Annotated in this window: 21 protein-coding genes; 15 read left to right on the forward strand and 6 right to left on the reverse strand. The window is 51.5% G+C overall.

Translation table 11 applies throughout. The annotated features are described in order from the left end of the window. Positions 1–16 precede the first annotated feature (16 nt). From TREAZ_RS02110 to TREAZ_RS02125, 4 genes are read right to left on the reverse strand one after another with little or no spacing between them, the layout of a single operon-like run. Positions 17–682 carry a hypothetical protein gene (locus TREAZ_RS02110; RefSeq protein ID WP_015710147.1) on the reverse strand — a complete coding sequence of 222 codons (666 nt, stop codon included), beginning with the start codon at positions 680–682 and terminating at the stop codon, positions 17–19. An 18-nt stretch (positions 683–700) separates the two neighbouring features. After that, positions 701–2161 carry an MlaD family protein gene (locus TREAZ_RS02115; protein ID WP_015710148.1) on the reverse strand — a complete coding sequence of 487 codons (1461 nt, stop codon included), beginning with the start codon at positions 2159–2161 and terminating at the stop codon, positions 701–703. Then, complete coding sequence (locus TREAZ_RS02120; RefSeq protein ID WP_015710149.1) at positions 2158–2910, reverse strand: ABC transporter ATP-binding protein; 753 nt, start codon at positions 2908–2910, stop codon at positions 2158–2160. The genes TREAZ_RS02115 and TREAZ_RS02120 overlap by 4 nt, the downstream gene beginning before the upstream one ends. After that, positions 2907–3671, reverse strand: a complete 765-nt coding sequence (locus TREAZ_RS02125; protein ID WP_015710150.1) for an MlaE family ABC transporter permease — start codon at positions 3669–3671, stop codon at positions 2907–2909. Before TREAZ_RS02125 ends, TREAZ_RS02120 begins: the two co-directional genes overlap by 4 nt. Positions 3672–3759: 88 nt before the next feature. Here TREAZ_RS02125 and TREAZ_RS02130 point away from each other — a divergent pair, with 88 nt between their 5' ends. The 7 genes from TREAZ_RS02130 to TREAZ_RS02160 all read left to right on the forward strand — a co-directional run bounded on the left by TREAZ_RS02130 (position 3760) and on the right by TREAZ_RS02160 (position 9504). Next, the gene (locus TREAZ_RS02130; protein ID WP_015710151.1) at positions 3760–4623 is read left to right on the forward strand and encodes a GerMN domain-containing protein; all 864 of its coding nucleotides are present in this window, start codon (positions 3760–3762) and stop codon (positions 4621–4623) included. 124 nt (positions 4624–4747) lie between these two features. After that, positions 4748–5044 carry a helix-turn-helix domain-containing protein gene (locus TREAZ_RS02135; protein WP_015710152.1) on the forward strand — a complete coding sequence of 99 codons (297 nt, stop codon included), beginning with the start codon at positions 4748–4750 and terminating at the stop codon, positions 5042–5044. A 302-nt stretch (positions 5045–5346) separates the two neighbouring features. Beyond that, positions 5347–6357, forward strand: coding sequence for a hypothetical protein (locus TREAZ_RS02140; protein ID WP_015710153.1), 1011 nt, complete (start codon positions 5347–5349; stop codon positions 6355–6357). A gap of 120 nt (positions 6358–6477) precedes the next feature. Continuing rightward, positions 6478–7521 (forward strand): M23 family metallopeptidase, encoded by a 1044-nt coding sequence (locus TREAZ_RS02145; protein WP_015710154.1) that lies wholly within the window; start codon positions 6478–6480, stop codon positions 7519–7521. A 7-nt stretch (positions 7522–7528) separates the two neighbouring features. Further along, positions 7529–7975, forward strand: a complete 447-nt coding sequence (locus TREAZ_RS02150; RefSeq protein ID WP_015710155.1) for a bactofilin family protein — start codon at positions 7529–7531, stop codon at positions 7973–7975. Continuing rightward, on the forward strand, positions 7968–8546 hold the full coding sequence (locus tag TREAZ_RS02155; protein WP_043922745.1) for a YaaR family protein: 579 nt from the start codon (positions 7968–7970) through the stop codon (positions 8544–8546). The genes TREAZ_RS02150 and TREAZ_RS02155 overlap by 8 nt, the downstream gene beginning before the upstream one ends. Continuing rightward, positions 8539–9504, forward strand: coding sequence for a PSP1 domain-containing protein (locus tag TREAZ_RS02160; RefSeq protein WP_015710157.1), 966 nt, complete (start codon positions 8539–8541; stop codon positions 9502–9504). Before TREAZ_RS02155 ends, TREAZ_RS02160 begins: the two co-directional genes overlap by 8 nt. On the opposite strand, the gene TREAZ_RS02165 is transcribed toward TREAZ_RS02160, so the two are convergent. Both TREAZ_RS02165 and TREAZ_RS18180 read right to left on the reverse strand, forming a co-directional pair. Beyond that, positions 9479–9769: an ArsR/SmtB family transcription factor gene (locus TREAZ_RS02165; protein WP_015710158.1), complete on the reverse strand. Its 291-nt coding sequence runs from the start codon at positions 9767–9769 to the stop codon at positions 9479–9481. The genes TREAZ_RS02160 and TREAZ_RS02165 overlap by 26 nt on opposite strands. Beyond that, on the reverse strand, positions 9763–9939 hold the full coding sequence (locus tag TREAZ_RS18180; protein WP_169312597.1) for a hypothetical protein: 177 nt from the start codon (positions 9937–9939) through the stop codon (positions 9763–9765). The genes TREAZ_RS02165 and TREAZ_RS18180 overlap by 7 nt, the downstream gene beginning before the upstream one ends. A gap of 112 nt (positions 9940–10051) precedes the next feature. Here TREAZ_RS18180 and TREAZ_RS02175 point away from each other — a divergent pair, with 112 nt between their 5' ends. The 8 genes from TREAZ_RS02175 (at position 10052) to TREAZ_RS02210 (ending at position 18708) form a co-directional block, all read left to right on the forward strand. After that, positions 10052–10375, forward strand: coding sequence for a helix-turn-helix domain-containing protein (locus TREAZ_RS02175; protein WP_015710160.1), 324 nt, complete (start codon positions 10052–10054; stop codon positions 10373–10375). 49 nt (positions 10376–10424) lie between these two features. Then, entirely contained in the window at positions 10425–12059 is a 1635-nt protein-coding gene (locus TREAZ_RS02180; protein ID WP_015710161.1) for a CTP synthase, read from the forward strand. A 1-nt stretch (position 12060) separates the two neighbouring features. Next, entirely contained in the window at positions 12061–12669 is a 609-nt protein-coding gene (locus TREAZ_RS02185; protein ID WP_015710162.1) for an LptA/OstA family protein, read from the forward strand. A 1-nt stretch (position 12670) separates the two neighbouring features. Then, the gene (gene lptB / locus TREAZ_RS02190; RefSeq protein WP_015710163.1) at positions 12671–13423 is read left to right on the forward strand and encodes an LPS export ABC transporter ATP-binding protein; all 753 of its coding nucleotides are present in this window, start codon (positions 12671–12673) and stop codon (positions 13421–13423) included. Further along, positions 13420–14397 (forward strand): sugar ABC transporter substrate-binding protein, encoded by a 978-nt coding sequence (locus TREAZ_RS02195; protein ID WP_015710164.1) that lies wholly within the window; start codon positions 13420–13422, stop codon positions 14395–14397. The genes lptB and TREAZ_RS02195 overlap by 4 nt, the downstream gene beginning before the upstream one ends. Continuing rightward, positions 14394–15914, forward strand: coding sequence for a sensor histidine kinase (locus TREAZ_RS02200; RefSeq protein ID WP_015710165.1), 1521 nt, complete (start codon positions 14394–14396; stop codon positions 15912–15914). Before TREAZ_RS02195 ends, TREAZ_RS02200 begins: the two co-directional genes overlap by 4 nt. Beyond that, positions 15899–17407: a helix-turn-helix domain-containing protein gene (locus TREAZ_RS02205; protein WP_015710166.1), complete on the forward strand. Its 1509-nt coding sequence runs from the start codon at positions 15899–15901 to the stop codon at positions 17405–17407. Before TREAZ_RS02200 ends, TREAZ_RS02205 begins: the two co-directional genes overlap by 16 nt. Positions 17408–17559: 152 nt before the next feature. Further along, positions 17560–18708: a sugar ABC transporter substrate-binding protein gene (locus TREAZ_RS02210; RefSeq protein ID WP_015710167.1), complete on the forward strand. Its 1149-nt coding sequence runs from the start codon at positions 17560–17562 to the stop codon at positions 18706–18708. The last annotated feature ends 39 nt before the right edge of the window (positions 18709–18747 follow it).

Raw genomic sequence — 18747 nt, forward strand, 5'->3', positions numbered from 1 at the left:
CAATTCGCTAAAGTCATTATTGTTCCCATGCCATGGTTTCAAGCACTGCCGAAGTGCAATTGTCAGAATGTATGGACACCAATAATAGCGGAGCGTAAGTTATAATCGGCGGCGGAACCAGGAACATCCACACTTGATGGTACCATGCTAAATTCCTGGCACTGGCAGGTCCAAAGAATGTGTAGCCTTTATCCAGCCTGGCCAAAATATTCTGTGTCGTCTGTACTGTGTTCAGGGTCGTCTCTCCGTGTTTTCCTTTGTATTCCTCTACTTCCCAGGGATTATCGGAAGATATAAATAAACCATAAGATTCCGTGTCAGTTTCCGCGTCCAGCATCCAGCAGCCATCCAGTTCCGACCCTTTCGGTGTTGCTGTAAAAACAAGGGTGTGCTCCATGCTATCGTTTTTAAAAAAGACATAAAAACTGTGCACCATAAAAAGATTTTTTTTGGTATTAGCAGAAAAAGCCCTTCTTTCAAATGCTTTGACTTCATAACCTTTCGGATTCGCCAAAATGCCTTGCAAATATTCCTGAACCCGGACAGGGTTGGATGGATCCCCCCGTAAAAGGTCTTCAGGTTTTGTGTTAAGGTCTTTGTTGGCTTGAATTGAAGCGCATCCGGGGAATAATAACGAAAACGCTATTATCAAAACAAAAGAACTATTTTTTGCTGATTTCATTTAATTGACCTGGGCATCCTAATTATTCAGTACCGGCACCAGTCCGACTAAGCCTTTCACTTCCCGGTCGGCAAAGCGGAGGCCGCCGCCGAGGAAGAAGTCGCGGTTTTTGCTCAGGGCGTCGTTGATGCCCCCCCGGAAGTAGATCCAGTTCCAGGGTTTATTTGAATCGGGATCGAAGAATGGGTAGATGGTGAGTGTCCCTCTGAGGTTCGGCATCTCGCCGGTCCTGAAGTTGAAGGCTTCGCCCGATATGCTTGCCCAGCTCAGGGGTTGTATGTCCAGGCCAATGCCGGCGCTGTTTTCGAGGAGGCCGCCCCTCAGGGTAAGGAAGCCGAAACGGCGGGCAAGCTCCGCGTCAATGTTGAAGGAGTAGCGGGTTTCGGTGGTGTCTTCGTAAGTGACTGCGCCCGAACTGTCGGTGGTCTGTTTTACGGTGCGGCTTGCGACACCGTCGGGGGCCGAAGAAACCCCTATCCTGTACCAGCGATCATTGGAACGCGGATCGAGCCTGATGGATGCTGCAGCCCTTACCTGCTCGGACAGGAAGTCATAGCGGGCATTGGTATCCACCTGTATGCCGAGGCCGGTAGCCTTGCTCACAATTTCCCCCGCGTCAGTGACAACACCGTCAATGTTTTTGGCCAGGTGATTGACACTGTCCAGGGCGTCTTTTAGTTTTACTGCGGCCTCTTCGGTTGTTTGCGCTGTCCTGAGCAGGCTCAAATAGAGTTCACCGTCATAGAGGGCCTGGCCGACATTCCCTCTGCCCGCGCGTATGTCTTCGGTTATAGCCCTGAGATTGGCAATCAATTCGTGCATATCTGTGACTGAAGCGCCTATATCTGTTTCGCCGTTCCTGAGGAGCCCTTCGGTCCTTTCGGTTATCAATGCTGTGGATGTCAGAATGCGGGAAATATTGTCCAGCTGGGCATCGGTGCTGGCATCGATTTTTTGTGCTATGGAATTGAAAGTCTGAAGGGATACCGCCAAAAGAGCCAGCTGGTTTTTTTGGAATTCCTCGAGGAGGCCTGTAATCTGCCCACCCATCTCCTGGACTGTCCCCATAATGGCGCTCATGTCGCCTGAGCCGCTCCTGTCGGTGTTGATAAAGCCTCCAGGCGCCAGAAGGGGAGTCAATTCGGTGCCGGGATCAAGGGCAAGCACCGAAGTACCCAGGATGGAGGAAGATTTTCGGCTGAGCATGGCATCCTGGTGGAGTTCAACATTCCTGAGCAGCCCCAATTTAAGGCGGGCTTCAGTTCCGTTAAGCTCTATCTGCTGCACTTTTCCTACCACTACACCGGCGAGGTAGATTTTGGATCTGGTGGAAAGGCCTGTGGCATCCTGCAGCACTACTTCGTAGCTTGTAGTGTTCATCTGATTGATGCCGTCGGCGGACAGCACGATATAAACCGTTCCGGCGCCTCCGAGAACAATGAAGAACAACGCAATTTTTACATAACGTGAAATATTCATGCTTTGAACTCGCTGAACGATATGCGGATAAAGTCCTTGACCATTTGGTGATCTGACTTCGCTATTTCTCCGGGGCTGCCTTCTGCCGCGATATAGCCCTGATCCAGAAAATAGATTTTTTCTGCAATCCTGAATGCGGCGGGTATATCGTGGGTAATCATCACACAGGTAATTTGCAGCTCCTTGTTAACCCGTACCACCAGGTTATTTATGGTTTCCGAGAGTACAGGATCGAGGCCCGTTGTGGGCTCGTCAAAAAAAAGCACTTCCGGCTTCATGATGAGCGCCCTTGCCACGCCGACCCGCTTCCTCATCCCCCCGGATAATTCATCCGGCCTTTTAGACTCTATACCGGGCAGCTCTATCCATTCAAGGAGCGTGCTCACCCTGTTTTTTATTTCGGTTTTGCTGTGTATCCTCAGCGCTTCTTTCAGGGGGAAAGCGAGGTTTTCTTCCACAGTCATGGAATCGAAGAGGGCAGCGTTCTGGAAGGAATAGCCAAAGGATTTTCTTAAGGGGATAAGATCGCCCTTTCGCAATGCCGAAAGTTCGGTATCCTTGAACCAAACTTTGCCTGAATCGGGCCGCAGCATCCCCATGATGGTTTTAAAGAGGACGCTCTTGCCGGTGCCGCTCTGGCCTATGACAGCGCAGATGGATTTTTCTTCTATGCTCAGGCTGATATCCTTCAGCACATGGTTTGAGTCAAACGACTTGCGTAAATGCTCTGTGCGGATGATGCTATTCATGCGTAGATCCATCCCATCATGATAGTGTCCAGAAGATAATCGGCCACCAATATGGCGACCGATGAAATCACCACCGCCTTGGTGGCGCTGTCGCCCACGCCCTTTGCGCCCTGGATGGTCCTGAGCCCGTTGAAACAGCAGATGGTCGCCACCATGATCCCCATAACCGCCGATTTAATAAGGCCGCAGAAAACATCCCTGGGGCTTAAGAAATCGAGAAGGTAATCGGTATAACCTGCGGAGTCCACATTATAGAGATATATTGAAATCGTAAATGCCCCCAATGATCCTATCACATTGGAAAGCAGGGTGAGTACCGGATAAATCACTATGGAAGCCACTACCTTGGGCAGCACCAGGTAATGCACCGGTGAAACGGACATGGACTCGAGGGCATCGATCTGCTCAGTTACTTTCATGGTTCCCAATTCTGCAGCCATGGCTGAACCATTCTTGGCAATGAGCATGAGGGTTGTGATCACCGGGGAAAGCTCCCGCGCCAGGGCAATTGCAACCGCGGCTCCGACGCCGATTTCGGCATGAAAGTCCGCAAGTATGGAAACCATCTGAAGGGCAAAGATCATGCCCATGGCCGCCCCTGAAAGGAGGATGATTGGGGCCGAGTTGACCCCCAAATGTTCAATTTCGTTGATATAGAGGGCAATATGGAAAGGGCGTTTAAAAAAGCCGCCGAACACCTCTCCGACAAAAGCAAAATAGCGGCCCAGGATTTCCAACTTTTTTATAATATTCCTGAACATGCTTCTATTGTAAACCCCTGTCTCTTTATCTGCTAGTGCTAAACCCAAAACCTTGACCTGTAAGCCGCGTTAGCCGTATCATGGTCAAATGGCGCAGCGGAAAGGGCCTGACCCAAAATCCAAGACTCCACCTCCACGCAATGGCACTGCCCGCCGCATACCCTGGATATTTATTTTTTGGGCTGCCTTTCTTGTGGTGATCTTCAGCCTCTTCCTTTTAAACGGTGATAAGATACGCAAGACCCTGAAAGATACTCAATTTATCGAAAGATTGCTCAGTAAGCCTGTGGCGGATACCAGCGTGCAGCCCCTTCTTCCCCTGCCTGGCGATGATTTCTCCGCAAAGACAGAAAACCCCCCAGCCGATACCGCCAAGCCCAACGGATCCGGGCAGCCTGTCTCTGACGAGCAGCCCAACCCTGCTGATCCGCCGCCGGCCGCCAAGCCTACAGAAAAACCGGCTGCCAAACCCGCAGGGACCGCTGCTCCCAAACCGGAGCCGGCCAAGCCCGCTGCGCAGCCCCGGACCAAAACGAGCGATCGTACCCTCTACTTTACCCAGATTGATTCTGACGGCATCATACTCAGGGTTAAAACCATACGCAGTCTGGCTGTTTCTGATTCTCCCATGGTCGATGCCCTTAAGGCGCTCATCTCAGGGCCGGATGCCGAAGAAAAACGGCGGGACATGGTGTCCCTCATCCCCCAGGGCGTCAGAATACTGAACGCCACAGTCAGGGGCAATACAGCCTACATCAGTTTTAGCGAAGAGCTTCAGTACAATACCTACGGTGTTGAAGGCTATGCCGCCGCCCTTAAACAGCTTGTGTGGACAGTTACAGAGTTTCCCAATGTGCGGGATGTGCAGATCCTCATCGAAGGCCGGCGCATAGATTACCTTGGCGAAGGGATCTGGATAGGAAGCCCGGTGAGCAGGGAAATGCTTAATTAGGCGCTCCTTGCGCAGAGCGTGAGGCTGCACGGGGCGGGGTATTAAACCCCTCAGCACGAATAAATTATTTTACAATTTTACTTCTTTTTTTTACCGCTTTTTTGTTATATTATAGGCAAGCATTATGATATTAATTAATTTTTGGAAACGGGTGAAGGACCTGATAAAACAGAAAGGATTGACAGAGATTAAAGTCGCGCAAACCTGCGGAATACCTGTAAGCACATTTACAGGCTGGATGTACAAGGGCTTTTATCCCAGTGTATATGACGGGTATAATATTGCTCGTGCTTTAGGGGTAAGCATTGAATACCTGATGACAGGCAAAGAAAAACACGAGAAACCCGGAAACACAGAACTTGAAAACATCCGCCTGTTATTGCACAAGGTTGAAGACAGACTGGATAAAATGAAACTGTAAAAAATGAATTCGCCGGGTACACTGGAACCTTCGCCCCATAGGGCTTGGTTGGGGGTTCCAATAAGATGAATTCAGGAATTCATCAAACAAGATGATTTTGATCCGGGGAATTCATCAGTTAAGATGAATTCAAGGATTCATCAAACAAGATGATTTTGACCTGGGGAATTCATCAGTTAAGATGAATTCGGAAATTCATCAAACAAGATGATTTTGATCCGGGAAATTCATCAGTTAAGATGAGTAGTTCCAGGCATCTTAACGCCCCGAATCCATTTATAGTATAATCGAAAAGCGTAAACATGAAGAAACCGATAACCTTCCATTATATTGCCGCGATCCTTTCGGCTTTCCTGGCCTTGATCCCCGCAAAGGCCGCAGCGGAAGGGGCAGTCCTTCAGGATACGGCCTCTTCGGGCGGCATCACGGCCTCCACCGATCTAAAGCTTCAAGTCTCCACTATGCCGGAAGCCAAGGCGGGCATTACCCAGAGCTTCACTTTTCCCTTCCTTCAGGGGGAAGGCCCTCTTACCCAGGACAACAACATCAGGCTGTCTGTCACTGCGGAGGCGACGCCGATTTCGCTTAACGCCATTGGGGAAGCCTTGTGGACTCCTGTTGCCTTCCTGCAGGTGGCCGGCGGCGGACGGCTTGGATCGGGGTGGAATATCAACCTTTTCGGCAAGGAGATATACGGCATAGGCATCAATCACCGGGGGGAGGATATGGGCGACGGAAAGCATCACCGGGAAGTAATATCCGGGGAACCTTTCGACAGCTTGATGTGGAGGCTTTATGGCGGCCTGGCCCTGCAGTTCGACCTGGCGGCGATTATTCCGGGCGACTGGAACCACATCCTGTTCCGGGCATACAACGAAGGCCGCTACAACGTCTACAACAGGGCGGCCAACGGCGAACCCTGGGTTTTCGAGAACGATCAGGGAAGGAACCGCAATGGCTGGACCTGGTACGGCGCCTATGTCCTGGGTTATCAGATGCCCCTCTCCCCGGTGTTGGACACCATAGCCTTCATGGTGGAGACCGATAAAAATTTCTACAATAATCCAAAAGGAGCGGGATGGGGGGACGATTTGACCCGCTGGATCTTCTCGATGCTCTTCAATTTTACCATAACCCCCCGCTTCGGGCTTGTCCTGGCTATTCAGGTAAGGACTTTAAACAACTATGGGACAAGCGATCTTGAAAACCGGGAAGGCATTTATTACCAGGATCTGGAGCTCAGCGATAAATACGGCAAGCAACGGCTTGCCTTTTACCGGACTGCGCTGATTATGAGCTATAAGCTGAGGTAAATTCGGAAGAAATACCGATAATAGTTACAGATAAGGGGTTGACTATTTGACAGCCCCGGAAATTATCTGCTATAATCATCTTTGCTGAAGGGTGATTAACAAAGTTTTAAGAGGTGATGCGTGGCGTCTGTCCATGAGTACAAGCGGTTTGAAAACAGCCTCGTCCAAAAGGTGAAGAACGGCGCTTCTGTAGCTGCCGGAGCTGTTGCCGCGTTCTTTAAAGCCATAGGCAGAGCCATAACCCGGCGCTATACGGTGGTTCTTGTTCCCCACTCGGAAAAAAAGGTCTATAACCTCCATATCACGGTTTTTTCGATATTTTGCTTTTTCCTGGTCCTGGCAGGCGTTCTGGGCGCCTTCTTCTGGTACGGGGCTTCCTATAACCACACCAGGGGCACCCTGGCCGACAAGAACACCCGCCTAAGAGACACACAGGCAAGCCTGGATCAGCTCCGGGACGAGGTTACCCAGCTTTTACGGGAGGCCAGGAATTTTGAGCCTGCCCTGAGTTCCACCCTTTCGACCCTGGGCGCCGATGTAAAAGGCATCAACAACACTGCGGTGGCTTCCGCCGGCGACCTTTCATCTTTCTTCGATATAAAAGAGACCCCCGAGGGCATCATCCAGGAAGTTGAGGATGTGCGCCGCCTTTCGGAATACCTTGCCGCTGCTTCCGGGCCGGTCAAGGAAATCGGCACCCTGCTCGATTCCCAGAGCGCCCTCCTCACCGAGATTCCTTCTATATGGCCCATCAAAGGCGGCATCGGCCATGTCTCCATGTTCTTCGGGCAGAACGAAAACCCCTTCACCGGACAGTACTATATCCATAAGGGCATAGACCTCTCCACCTACCGCCAGGGCGATCCCATACTGGCAACTGCGGACGGACAGGTTGTGGCGGTGGAATTTGAACAGGGCGGCTTCGGCAACAATGTCATTATACGGCACAAGCACGGCTTTTATACCCGCTACGGACATATGCTTTCCTTCAGGGTGAAGGCGGGCCAGCGGGTGCAGCAGGGCGAAGTGATTGGCTACATAGGCAATACCGGCCTTTCCACAGGGCCCCATGTCCATTACGAGGTTCACATCGGGTCCGATGTGGTTGACCCCTTCAAATACCTCAATATCCGTTCCAGCATAGCCAAACCTGGCGCCAAGTAGATCCTCTATGACCATTCACGAAGATTTCTCCATTAATACCATCATCGGTCCCGGCACAAATGTTTCCGGCGACATAGAATCCGGGGGCTTCACCCGGGTGGACGGCAATATACTGGGGGATGTCAAAGCCAAAGGCCGGGTTGTCATAGGCGAACGGGCCAGGATGAGGAGCAATGTGTCGGGCACCTATGTTACCGTGGGCGGCGTGGTCTGCGGGAATGTGCTGGCGTCGGAAAGGCTCGTCATACTTGCCACGGGCCTTGTAATGGGCGACATCATCACCCGGCGCATCCAGGCTGACGAAGGCTGCCTCATACACGGCAAGGTCAAGGTGTGCAAAAACGACGAAGCCTGGAACAAGGCCATTGCCGAATACCGCGATATTTCGGGCTTCAGGGAATCCCACGGCAGGGAACATGCGACAGCCGCTGCCTTTGCAAAGAACCATGGATAAGGTCGATTTAACAAGCAACCCTGCATCGTTATTGAACTCCCAGCTTTTCAACAACCCAAAAACGCAAGCCAAGAAATCCAGGGGAAAAGGCGGCATCGATGCGGCCCGTTTTTCCGATGCCCCGGAACGCTCCTTCCTCGAAGCCCTGGGGGATTTAGGCCCGCTAAAAGACACCAGCCCCTCGGAAGAAGCAGTGCAGCAGCTTCTGGACAATGTCCGCAGCACTGGGGACGATCTTAAAAACAGGCCTTTCCCTGGCGAAATTCTCAACTATAAAAAGGCAGTGCGCGATTTTATCCACTATGTGGTGGAGAACAGCTATGCCCTGGTAGAAAGCGCCGGCATACCAAATGCGCAGAAACCAGGCTACAAAGGCTCCCTCCGGGAAGACCGCATAAAACAGATTCATTATCATAGCATTCAAGTCATAGACCGCAAGCTGGACGAGCTTGCCGCGAGCATACTTTCGGGGCAGGCAAGCCGGATGGACCGGGTTGCGAAGCTCGATGAAATTACAGGCCTCTTGGTAGACCTGACCATTACAGGTAAAATAAAGGAAAGAGATGAGTGATCAGGACAGCTACGAAGATATAATAGAAGACGAGATGGACGAAGACATCTCCTCCCTGGAGGACAAACCCCAGGATGAGGAAACATCTTCAGTCATCACCGGCGAAGACCTCGGCTCGCTGAACCCGGATACCCCGGTCTACCGCTTAAGGCTTGTCTATTCCAACGAGACCTTCCTGGCAGTCTGGCCCGGCGAAGCGCTCTTGCCTGGGGGTATGGTGGTGCTGCCTACCCGGTATGGCAGGGACTTGGCCCAGGTCATAGGCCCTATACAAAAACATGGCCAAGCCATGGGCGAATTCGCCAAAATAGACAGGCCCGCCTCCGGCGAGGATTTGGAAAAAGCCAAATCCCACAAAGAGCAGGAAAAAGAAGCTTTCAGTATTTGCAGGGAAAAAATAAAAGACCACCGCCTGGAAATGAAGCTTGTTTCGGTCCACTACCTTTTGGAAGAATCAAAAATCCTCTTCTTCTTTACCGCAGAAAACCGGGTGGACTTTAGGGAACTGGTAAAAGATCTGGTAGGGATTTTCAAAACCCGCATAGAGCTGCGCCAGATCGGCGTGCGGGATGAATCCCGGGTAGTGGGCGGCCTCGGGGTCTGCGGGAGGGGCTATTGCTGCCATGCGGTCTCGGACAAGCTCAAGCCTGTGTCAATCAAAATGGCAAAGGATCAGAACCTCTCCCTCAATTCCATGAAGATCTCGGGCCCCTGCGGAAGGCTTCTCTGCTGCCTCTCGTACGAACACCTTTTCTACAATGAGCAGCGCCGCATCATACCCCAGGAAGGCTGCAAAATCTCCTTTGACGGCTCTGTCTGGAAAGTTACCGAAGTGAACGTGGTGCTCGGAAAGCTCAAGCTGGTCACCGAAGATGGCAGATACATGCAGCTCCCCACCTCGGCTTTTGAAAAAGCCGAAGGCCGCTGGAGCGTCAAGCCCGGGTCAGCTGCACTATAAATTCTTCAAGATGCTTAAGGCCCGAAATATCCAGGGTGTAGAAGATATTCTTCCCGATTTTGTGCCGCGCAACAAGACTGGATTCACAGAGTATTTTCATGTGATGGGAAAGGGTCGGCTGGGAAAAGGGGAATTTCTTGAGCAGCGACGCGGCGCTCATCGTATCTTGAGGGTGGGTACTCCTTTTATCCATCAATAAACCAATAATCTCGAGCCTGTGCTCATCGCCCAGGGCACGGAAAAGCCTTTCGTAGTTCTTTAACATTTATCCCTCTTTCTTGGGTCCTGCTTTTTCTTTCGGGCAAAAGATCCCTTGGCTGCCTTTCGTGCAGCTTCTTCGGCAGTCTGGGCAATCTTTGCGCAGCGCAGAAGCCCGGCTTGATTATCCGGGTTTAGGGTCCTAAATACTTTCAAAAGCTCGCTTTTTTCTTTCATTTGATAATCCATTGAATGATAAATATAAATCATCAGATGAACTATGTCAATTATACTGCTGCTCAAGGGCTTTTTCTTGCATTTCTTTTTGAAAAGATGGTATCATGCATGAATGAATCATCGGGTTGCCGAAATACGCAAAGAACTCGACCTCAACCAGGAAGAATTTGCTGACCGCCTGGGCTTAAAGCAAACCGCCCTCTCCATGATCGAATCGGGGAAGAACGCCCTGACCGAGAAGAATATCAAAATAATCTGCTCCGTCCTCAATGTAAGCGAAACCTGGCTGCGCACTGGCATAGGTCCCATGTTCGAGGCATCCCCATACGAAAAAGAATTTTTTGCTGTTTATAAAACCCTGCTCCCCGAGACCCAGAAGGCGCTGCTCAAATTTGCGAAGGAGCTGCTCAAGGTACAGAAAAAGACGGCGAAGTAGCCCTGTCCCTCATTGACCAAATCTCCCCTCCCCGCGATAATGTTTCTACATGAACAAGTTTATTTTCGTCTCCGGCGGGGTTTGCTCCAGCCTTGGGAAAGGCGTTGCAGCCTCTTCCCTGGGGGCTTTGCTGGAAGGGCGGGGGCTTAATGTCCGAATGGTGAAATGCGATCCCTATATCAATGTCGATGCGGGGACCATGAGCCCCTACCAGCACGGGGAAGTTTATGTAACCGATGACGGGGCCGAAACTGATCTGGATCTGGGGAATTACGCGCGTTTCACGTCGAGCCCCCTCTCCAAGGCCAACTCGGTGACCACGGGGCAGGTTTATGAATCGGTAATCAAAAAAGAGCGGGAGGGGCGTTACCTGGGGCGCTGTGTCCAGGTTATCCCCCATATAACCGACGAGATAAAGGCGCGCATCCAGGCGGTTGCCAAGGAAGATACGGACACGGATATTGTCATCGTGGAGATTGGCGGCACTGTGGGGGATATCGAATCCATCCCCTTCCTCGAGGCTGCCAGGCAGCTTATCCACGAGGCGGGGCGGGGCAATGCGATTTCGGTGCACCTCACGTTGATACCTGAAGTCGCGGGGGGAGAACTCAAGACCAAGCCCACCCAGCACTCGGTGAAGGCTATGCAGGAACAGGGGATTCAGCCGGATGTGCTTATCTGCCGCGCGCCGGTTATGCTCGACGAGGCTACCCGCCGCAAGATCGGGCTCTTTACCAATATGGAAAGCGACGCGGTTTTCACTTCTTACGATATTGACACTACCATTTATGAAATTCCCCTGGTGTTCTACGAGCAGAAGCTCGATCAGGTCGTGCTGAAGAAGCTCGGCATCGAGGCCAGGCATGCGAATCTCAAGTCCTGGCACTCCATGATGGATCGTTTCCGAAACCGCAAGGGCAAGGTAAGGATAGGCATTGTGGGCAAATATATGGAACTCCACGATTCTTACAAATCTGTGTACGAAGCCCTCTTCCATTCGGGGCTGGAATGCGGCGTGGAAGTAGAATTGGTGAAGATAGATTCGGCTCGGCTCGAAGAGTCCGAGCCTGCGGAAAGCATACTGGGCGCAAAGGCGCTGGGGGGCGGCATTGACGGCATACTTGTCCCGGGCGGATTTGGCCAGAGGGGGATCAAGGGCATGGTCAAGGCTTCGGCCTGGGCGAGGAACAACAAGATCCCCTACTTCGGTATATGCCTGGGCATGCAGATCATGGTGATCGACTGGGGCCGCAATGTGCTGGGCTGGGAGGACGCTGATTCCACAGAGTTCAACCAGGATACCAAGCACCCGGTGGTGGGCCTTTTGGAAGAGCAGATTGATGTGAAAAACTACGGCGGCACCATGCGGCTTGGGGCAAGCCTTTCTTTTGCCCAGAGCGGCAGCAAATTCCTTGCGGCGTATAAAGAACCCAAGGTCTCGGAACGCCATCGACACCGTTACGAATTTGCCAATATATACCGCAAGGAAATGACTGAAACGGGTTTAAAGATTGGCGCCCTCACCGAAGACGGCAGCCTTGTGGAATGCGTGGAATGGCCCAACCATCCCTGGGGTTTGGGTGTCCAGTTCCATCCGGAATTCAAATCCAAGCCCACAGCCGCAAGCCCCCTCTTTAGGGATTTTATCGCCGCTGCCAGGGATGTAAAGCAGACAAAAGGCTAGCATGAAAACAATTGCTCTTTTCCTGTTGGCAGCAATACTCATAGTTCCGTCATGGGCTGACACTTTTACATTTAAAGCGGATCGCATGTCAGGCGGTAAGGCTTCGGGGAGGGAGATAACCGTACTGGTCGGAAATGCCGAGGTAAGGTCGGACAAGCTGCTGCTCAAGGCTGACCGTATTGAGATACAGGGGGAGGACAATCAATTCATAGACTGCACCGGCAATGTTACGGGCATGGAAGAAGAGAAGAATATTTTCTTCCAGACCGACAGGCTCCGCTATGACCGGACCCTCAAGATTGCACGGCTCGAGGGGAACTCCTCCCTGGAAGACAGGAAAAATGAAATCGTAGCCAAGGGCAGGTTCATCGAATACGACGATCAGGCCGAGGTTACGGTGTTCCAGATTTCGGTGCGCCTTTTTAAGGACAATTTGGTCTGCCGTTCAGAATACGCAGTATACCGGAGGACTGAAAAAATCCTCGACCTCTCGGGGTTTCCGGTGGTCTATAAAAAAGACGACGAATTCCGGGCGGATAAAATCCGGGTCGATCTTGACACCGACGATGTCACCATGGAAGGGGCCGTTTCAGGCTCCATAAAGAATTAGCATGCCGGATATAAGCTATGCGCAAGAAGAGCATACCCTCGCTGTAACGGAACTCCGCAAACGTTTTGGGTTAAAAGAAGTTGTGCGGGGCGTGAATTTCTCCATGCATAACGGAGAAGTGGCAGGCTTGCTGGGGCCCAACGGCGCGGGCAAGACCACCATCTTCTACATGATAGTCGGTTTTTATAAACCCACCAAGGGCACAGTCACAATGGACAATGCGGATATTACCACCAAGCCCATGTACCGCAGGGCGAGGCAGGGCATTGCCTACCTTCCCCAGGAAGCGTCCATATTCCGCAAGCTCACGGTAGAAGAAAACATTTGGGCCATACTCGAAAGCCGCCGCGATATAGACAAGGCTGCGAAAAAGGAACGTCTCGAATCGCTGCTCGAAGAATTCGGCATTGCCAAGATACGCAAACAATATGGCTTTACACTCTCGGGGGGCGAGCGGCGGCGCACTGAAATTGCGCGGGCCCTTGCCACTGAACCCAAGTTCCTTCTATTGGACGAGCCTTTTGCGGGAATAGACCCCATTGCGGTTTATGAAATAAAACAAATCATACGCCGCCTTGCGGTAAAGGGCATAGGCATACTCATAACAGACCACAATGTGCGGGACACTCTCGAAATTACCACTGAAGCCTTCATCATCAACGAGGGAACTATTGTTGCGCGGGGCGGACGGGAGGAGATCCTCGCCAACGAAATGGTGCGCGAGATTTACCTTGGCAGCGAGTTCAGGATGTGAAAACTCTTCCCCGGATCCTCATCGCTTTTTTTGGCCTTCTCGCATTGGGGGCATTGCTCCGTTCCCTTCTTCTCATACAGCAGCTCAGGGTAGACAGCAACGAAGTTGGCAGCGATCCGCTTAACTATCATTTTTCCCTCTATCTCCCGGACAACCGGAATTCTTTTTTCGCAGGCATTATACGGGGGGCCGAACAGGCCGCGGCGGAAATGAGGGTGGCGGTCTCGATTCATTCGATAGATCCGGCAAAATTCGAGCTTGAAATGGCTTCTTATACTGGTGTCGATGGTATCATTGTATGTCCCTATATGGACGACAATTTGGCTCGGCGGCAGCTTGAAAAGATCGGGGCCAACCGCATACCGGCTGTGATCATCAACCACAATGTGCCTCACGATCAGCCCTGGCCATTCATCGGCACCAACAATTTTGATGTGGGCCGCCGCATAGGCTTGCTTGCGGGGCGCCTCAGCGATGAGCAGGTGCTGCCCGCGGTGGTCTACAGCGACAAATCGCCGGGCTTTTACGGCGAGCGGGAACTTGTGGAGATGGGCATCACCGCTGCATTGGGCAGCCGCCTTGGACAGCCCATACTGGGGCTCAGGACCAATCTGAATCCCCTGGACGCAGAGGAACTGCTCTACCGGCTTTTCAGGAGCGGCGCCTTTGATGCCGCAAATCCCGAAGGGGCGATCAATACCATCATCTTCACTGATTCAAATGACACTATTGCTGCTGCCCAAACCCTGGTGGACATGAATCTCGTAGGCCGCATACAGGTTATAGGGTTTGGAGCCGATCCGGCCATCGAAGAGAATATCAGAAAAGGGGTAATCGCCTGCTCCATACTCATCAATGGCGAACGCATAGGCTACGAAGCCATACGTTCCCTTGAGGCGTTAAAACGCACAGGCTATACATCGGCCTCAATAAATCCGGAAATCCAGATTATTACCAGGGAAAGCCTCAAATGAAAAAGCAAAGGCGTTTCAAGGTGTTTGGATCTTTCAGGGCACGCATACTGGCGGGGACTTTTGGCGTATTTTTTATACTTATACTATCGGCTGCATACATATTCTTTTCAGCCAGGCATTTGCAGACCATTCAGGACAGGAGTTTCGAACAGGAGCGCTTCATCGCGTCCATCAGGGATGATCTCGCCGGATTTCAGGAGCCTTTATTGGATTACCTTTCCACAAGATCCTCCAATGCCCTTGCCCGGCTTCTTATCAACTCGCAAAACCTCAGGGGCAAGCTCCCCACCTATACACCCATAATTGCCGATCCCATTGCCCTCAAGGAACGGGAACTTTATATCCTCATCTACACGTACCTGAACCTGGCAGATCAAGCGGTGGAAGAAAAACGGGGACGCAACATCGCGGCTTATACAAGCATCTACGATGAGATGGACGACCTTATGAGTTATATTGACAATGAAATAGAGACTATTTCGACAGAACGTTTCCGCAACCGCATGGAATCATACCGGGTTTTCATTATTGAATCGGGAAGCGTGCAGATATGGAACTTATTCTTCATTGTTTGTATTTCTGTTTTTGCCATGCTTCTCCTCTTTATTTCTGTGCGGAGGATCACTGGCCCTCTGGAACGCCTTGCGGTCATGGCGGTGGAACTTTCCGGGGGCAATTTCGATATTGAAGATATTGAAACCAATTCTGTTGATGAAATCGATCAGGTAGTTGAAGCATTCAACCGCATGAAAGGGGAGATGCGCAATTACATCGAAGAGATACGCTGGCAGGAAAATATCAAAGCTGAATACATGCAGGAAAAAATGAGGAACCTTAAAATGGAAGGCCTCATCAGGCGGGTGGAGATTTACGCACTCCAGGCCCAGATGAACCCCCACTTCCTTTTCAACACATTGAATACGGGCATGCAGCTTGCCATCGTCGAAGGGGCCGACAGAACCAGCGAGTACATGGAGTACATGGCCCAGCTTTTCCGCCATATCATACGCAACAAGGAAGTTTTCGTCCCCCTGCGGCACGAAATCGACGGCCTCAAATTTTATTTCAGCATACTAAAAGTGCGGTTCCCAAAAAACCTTGAACTCATCCTGGATTACGACGAAGCCCTCCTTGATACCTGCAAAGTCCCTGTTTCTATCCTTCAGCCCCTGGTCGAAAATTGCGTTATCCATGCGTTCAAAGATCAAACCCCCGATGTCTCGGGCAGTAAATCGCTTATCAACGTAAGGGCAGAAAAACAGGGGACAAGGCTGATACTTTCGGTGCGCGACAATGGCTGCGGCATGGAAAAAGAAAAGGCCGAGGATCTGCTCCACCCCCTTTCCATAGATGAATCTTCCATTTCGAGGGTAATGGGTCTCGAAAACGTAATACAGCGGCTTTACTTCTTTTACCCCGATGACCGCGAGGTGATTGGCATAGAGAGCGCCAAAGGCGAGGGAAGCGCGGTATTTATACGCATCGATACCGGGAGGGCGCCGTGTACCGGGTTTTGATTGTCGAAGACGAAGAGCCGGTACTGGAAAGCTACGAATTCATGCTCCGTAGCGCCGAGGGCTTTTCTCTCTCCGGCAAGGCAAGGACAGGTTTTGAAGCCCTGCGCCTTATCCCCGAGCTTGAGCCTGATCTTGTTTTTATGGACATCAATATTCCGGGCATGGACGGTCTTTCGGTAATAGAGGAAGTGTACCGCAAATACCCCGCGATGGTATTTGTGCTCTCCACGGCTTATGAACGTTTCGACCTGGCCCAGCGGGCCATACCCCTGGGTGTCTTTGCCTATTTGGTAAAACCTGTCGCAAAGAAAACTTTTTATGCCACCCTTGATAAAGCCCGTGCCCATCTTGAAACCCGAATAAAACGCGGAGATTCATCGGCAGAAGAAAGCCATGCGGGGAAGCCTTCACGCTTTCCTCTTTTGGGGGAATACCTGCGTAATCCTTCCCCTGCGGAACTGTCTTCCGATGAATGGGAAACAATCAAAATCAAATTCAGTCTCCCCTCCGCAAAAGGCCTCATCTGCCTTCTGGAATTCGAAGAGGCTTCAGAGAAGGAAACTGCCGTACTCGCAGAAAAACTGTCACACAAATACTGCTGCCTGTTTGAAACATTGGGGAGCCTGGGCTGCATCTTTATCTCAGGAGATCCGCGAAAAGAAGAATTGGAGAAATACCTCAAAGCCTGCCTCAGGGAAACAGTACCGCCGGAAATTTCCTGCCAATACGGTATAGGAGGAATATTCGAAGGGGCAAAGCTGGGCATTTCGTTTACAGAAGCACAGGAGGAGCTGCAGAAAAAAATCGATTATGCGGACTTAATATTGAAAGAACGCCTCAGGCTGATGCAGCTGCGCAAGAAAATCGGCATATCCGATCCTGATGAAACACGAAAGCTCTTCAATCTCCTCTGGGAAGAAATTTTCGCCCACTGCGATTTTACCCTGGCCAAGGCAAAAATGATCCCGGTATTTATGTTCCTCATGGACGACATTTCAGGTTGTTTCGGCGGGAGCGGAATAGAAGACCCTGATGCTTCAGGAGAAAAATCCATGCCCGTCTCCCCTGCTGAGGAGATCATGGCTCTTAGAGACAGGCAGGCATGGGAGGCATGGGCGTCTCAAGCCTTTGAGGAATTGCTCCAGGAAGCGGGCTTGAAGCGTTCGGCAAAACTTCCCCTGCCTCTGGCAAAAGCCCTGGAATACTTACGGGTTCATTACGCCGGGCCTGTCACCCTCAATTCAACAGCCGAGGCTGCTCAGGTTTCGGCCGCCTACCTGAGCCGCCTCTTCTCCGAACAGCTTCGCACCGGATTCACCGATTACCTCACGGAACTCCGCGTCGAAAAGGCGGAAAAACTGCTCCGGGAGACCCGCATGAACATCAAGGAAGTGTCATTTGCCGCAGGCTTTCAGGATCCCAACTACTTCAGCAAGATTTTCCGCAAGGCCACAGGCATGCTCCCCAGCGCTTTTAGAGGCAGAGAAAAATAATAGGAAAATTTTGACATCAAAAATTTCCTCCTTTCCTTCACTTTTGACACCAAAATGACGAAAATTCTCCATTATTGTCATGACTTTCTTATATGCAGAAGCGTAATTCGGCTGCATACTAAAAGTAATCTTAATCCTTATGGAGGAATATTATGAAGAAATCACTCGTAGTGCTTTTGGCGCTCCTGACTGCCGCTTCCCTTTTTGCAAGCGGCGGTTCACAGAGCGGCGGCAGCAGCAGCGCTTCCAGCGGCTCGGCCCTCATCGGTATCGCAATGCCCGAAACCACCGTTTTGCGCTGGGTAAAAGACGGCAACAGCCTTAAGTCAGAAGCCGAAAAACGCGGCTACCGCGCTGAACTCCAGAACGGCAACGGCGACCAGGTTCTGCAGAACCAGCAGATCGGCAACCTTCTGACCCAGGGCGCCAAGCTCCTCGTAGTCGGCCAGTTGAATGACGGCGTTGCTTCCGCTATTTCCGATGCAGCCCGCGACAAGGTTGCGGTTATTGCGTACGACCGTATTATCCAGAATTCAGCTGACTATGATTATTACATCACCTTTAATAACTTCAAAGTCGGCCAGCTTCAGGGACAGGGCCTGGTAAAAGGCATGAACCTTGACGCAGCCACTGCTGCCAATCCCAAGTACATCACCTACTTTGCCGGTTCCCCCACTGACGGAAACGCCTTCTTCTTCTTTGACGGCGCCACCAGCGTTCTTAACCCCTATATCGAAAAAGGCGTTCTGAAAGTTGTAGGCCCCGCGCCCAAGACATCTAAAGATACCGCTGAATTCCAGCGCATAGCCACAGAAGGCTGGCTGCCCAATATCGCCAAAAACAGGATGGAAAACCTCCTTACAGGCGATGCCCGCAACGTAACCCTTGATGCAGTTCTGGCGCCCAATGATACTCTGGCCCGGGCCATTATCGAAGCGTGTCTTGCAGACGCCAAATATGCCAGGAAGCTCCCCGTAGTATCCGGGCAGGATGCTGAAGCCGCTTCTCTTGCCATGATCAAGAGCGGACAGCAGTACATGACCGTATTCAAGGACACAGGCAAACTGGCCGAAGCTGCCATCATTCTCGCAGACCAGATCCTCAAGGGCGTGGCTAATCCCACCGTCCCCGGCGCAGTCCTCGCGTCCAGTATCGGTCTTGAGAGCATCGGCGATACCGGCAAAAAAGTGGTAAAGGCCTATCTTCTCGACCCCATCAATATCACCCAGGACAACTGGAAAGAACCCATCACTGCCGGCTTCATCACCCCTGATGAAGTTGCAGCCAACGGTTTGCAGTAAGAGTATTAAAGCGCCTCTTGCTAGAAGCGCTTCCCTGTG

It is taken from the genome of Leadbettera azotonutricia ZAS-9, assembly GCF_000214355.1.
Taxonomy (GTDB): Bacteria; Spirochaetota; Spirochaetia; order Treponematales; family Breznakiellaceae; genus Leadbettera; species Leadbettera azotonutricia.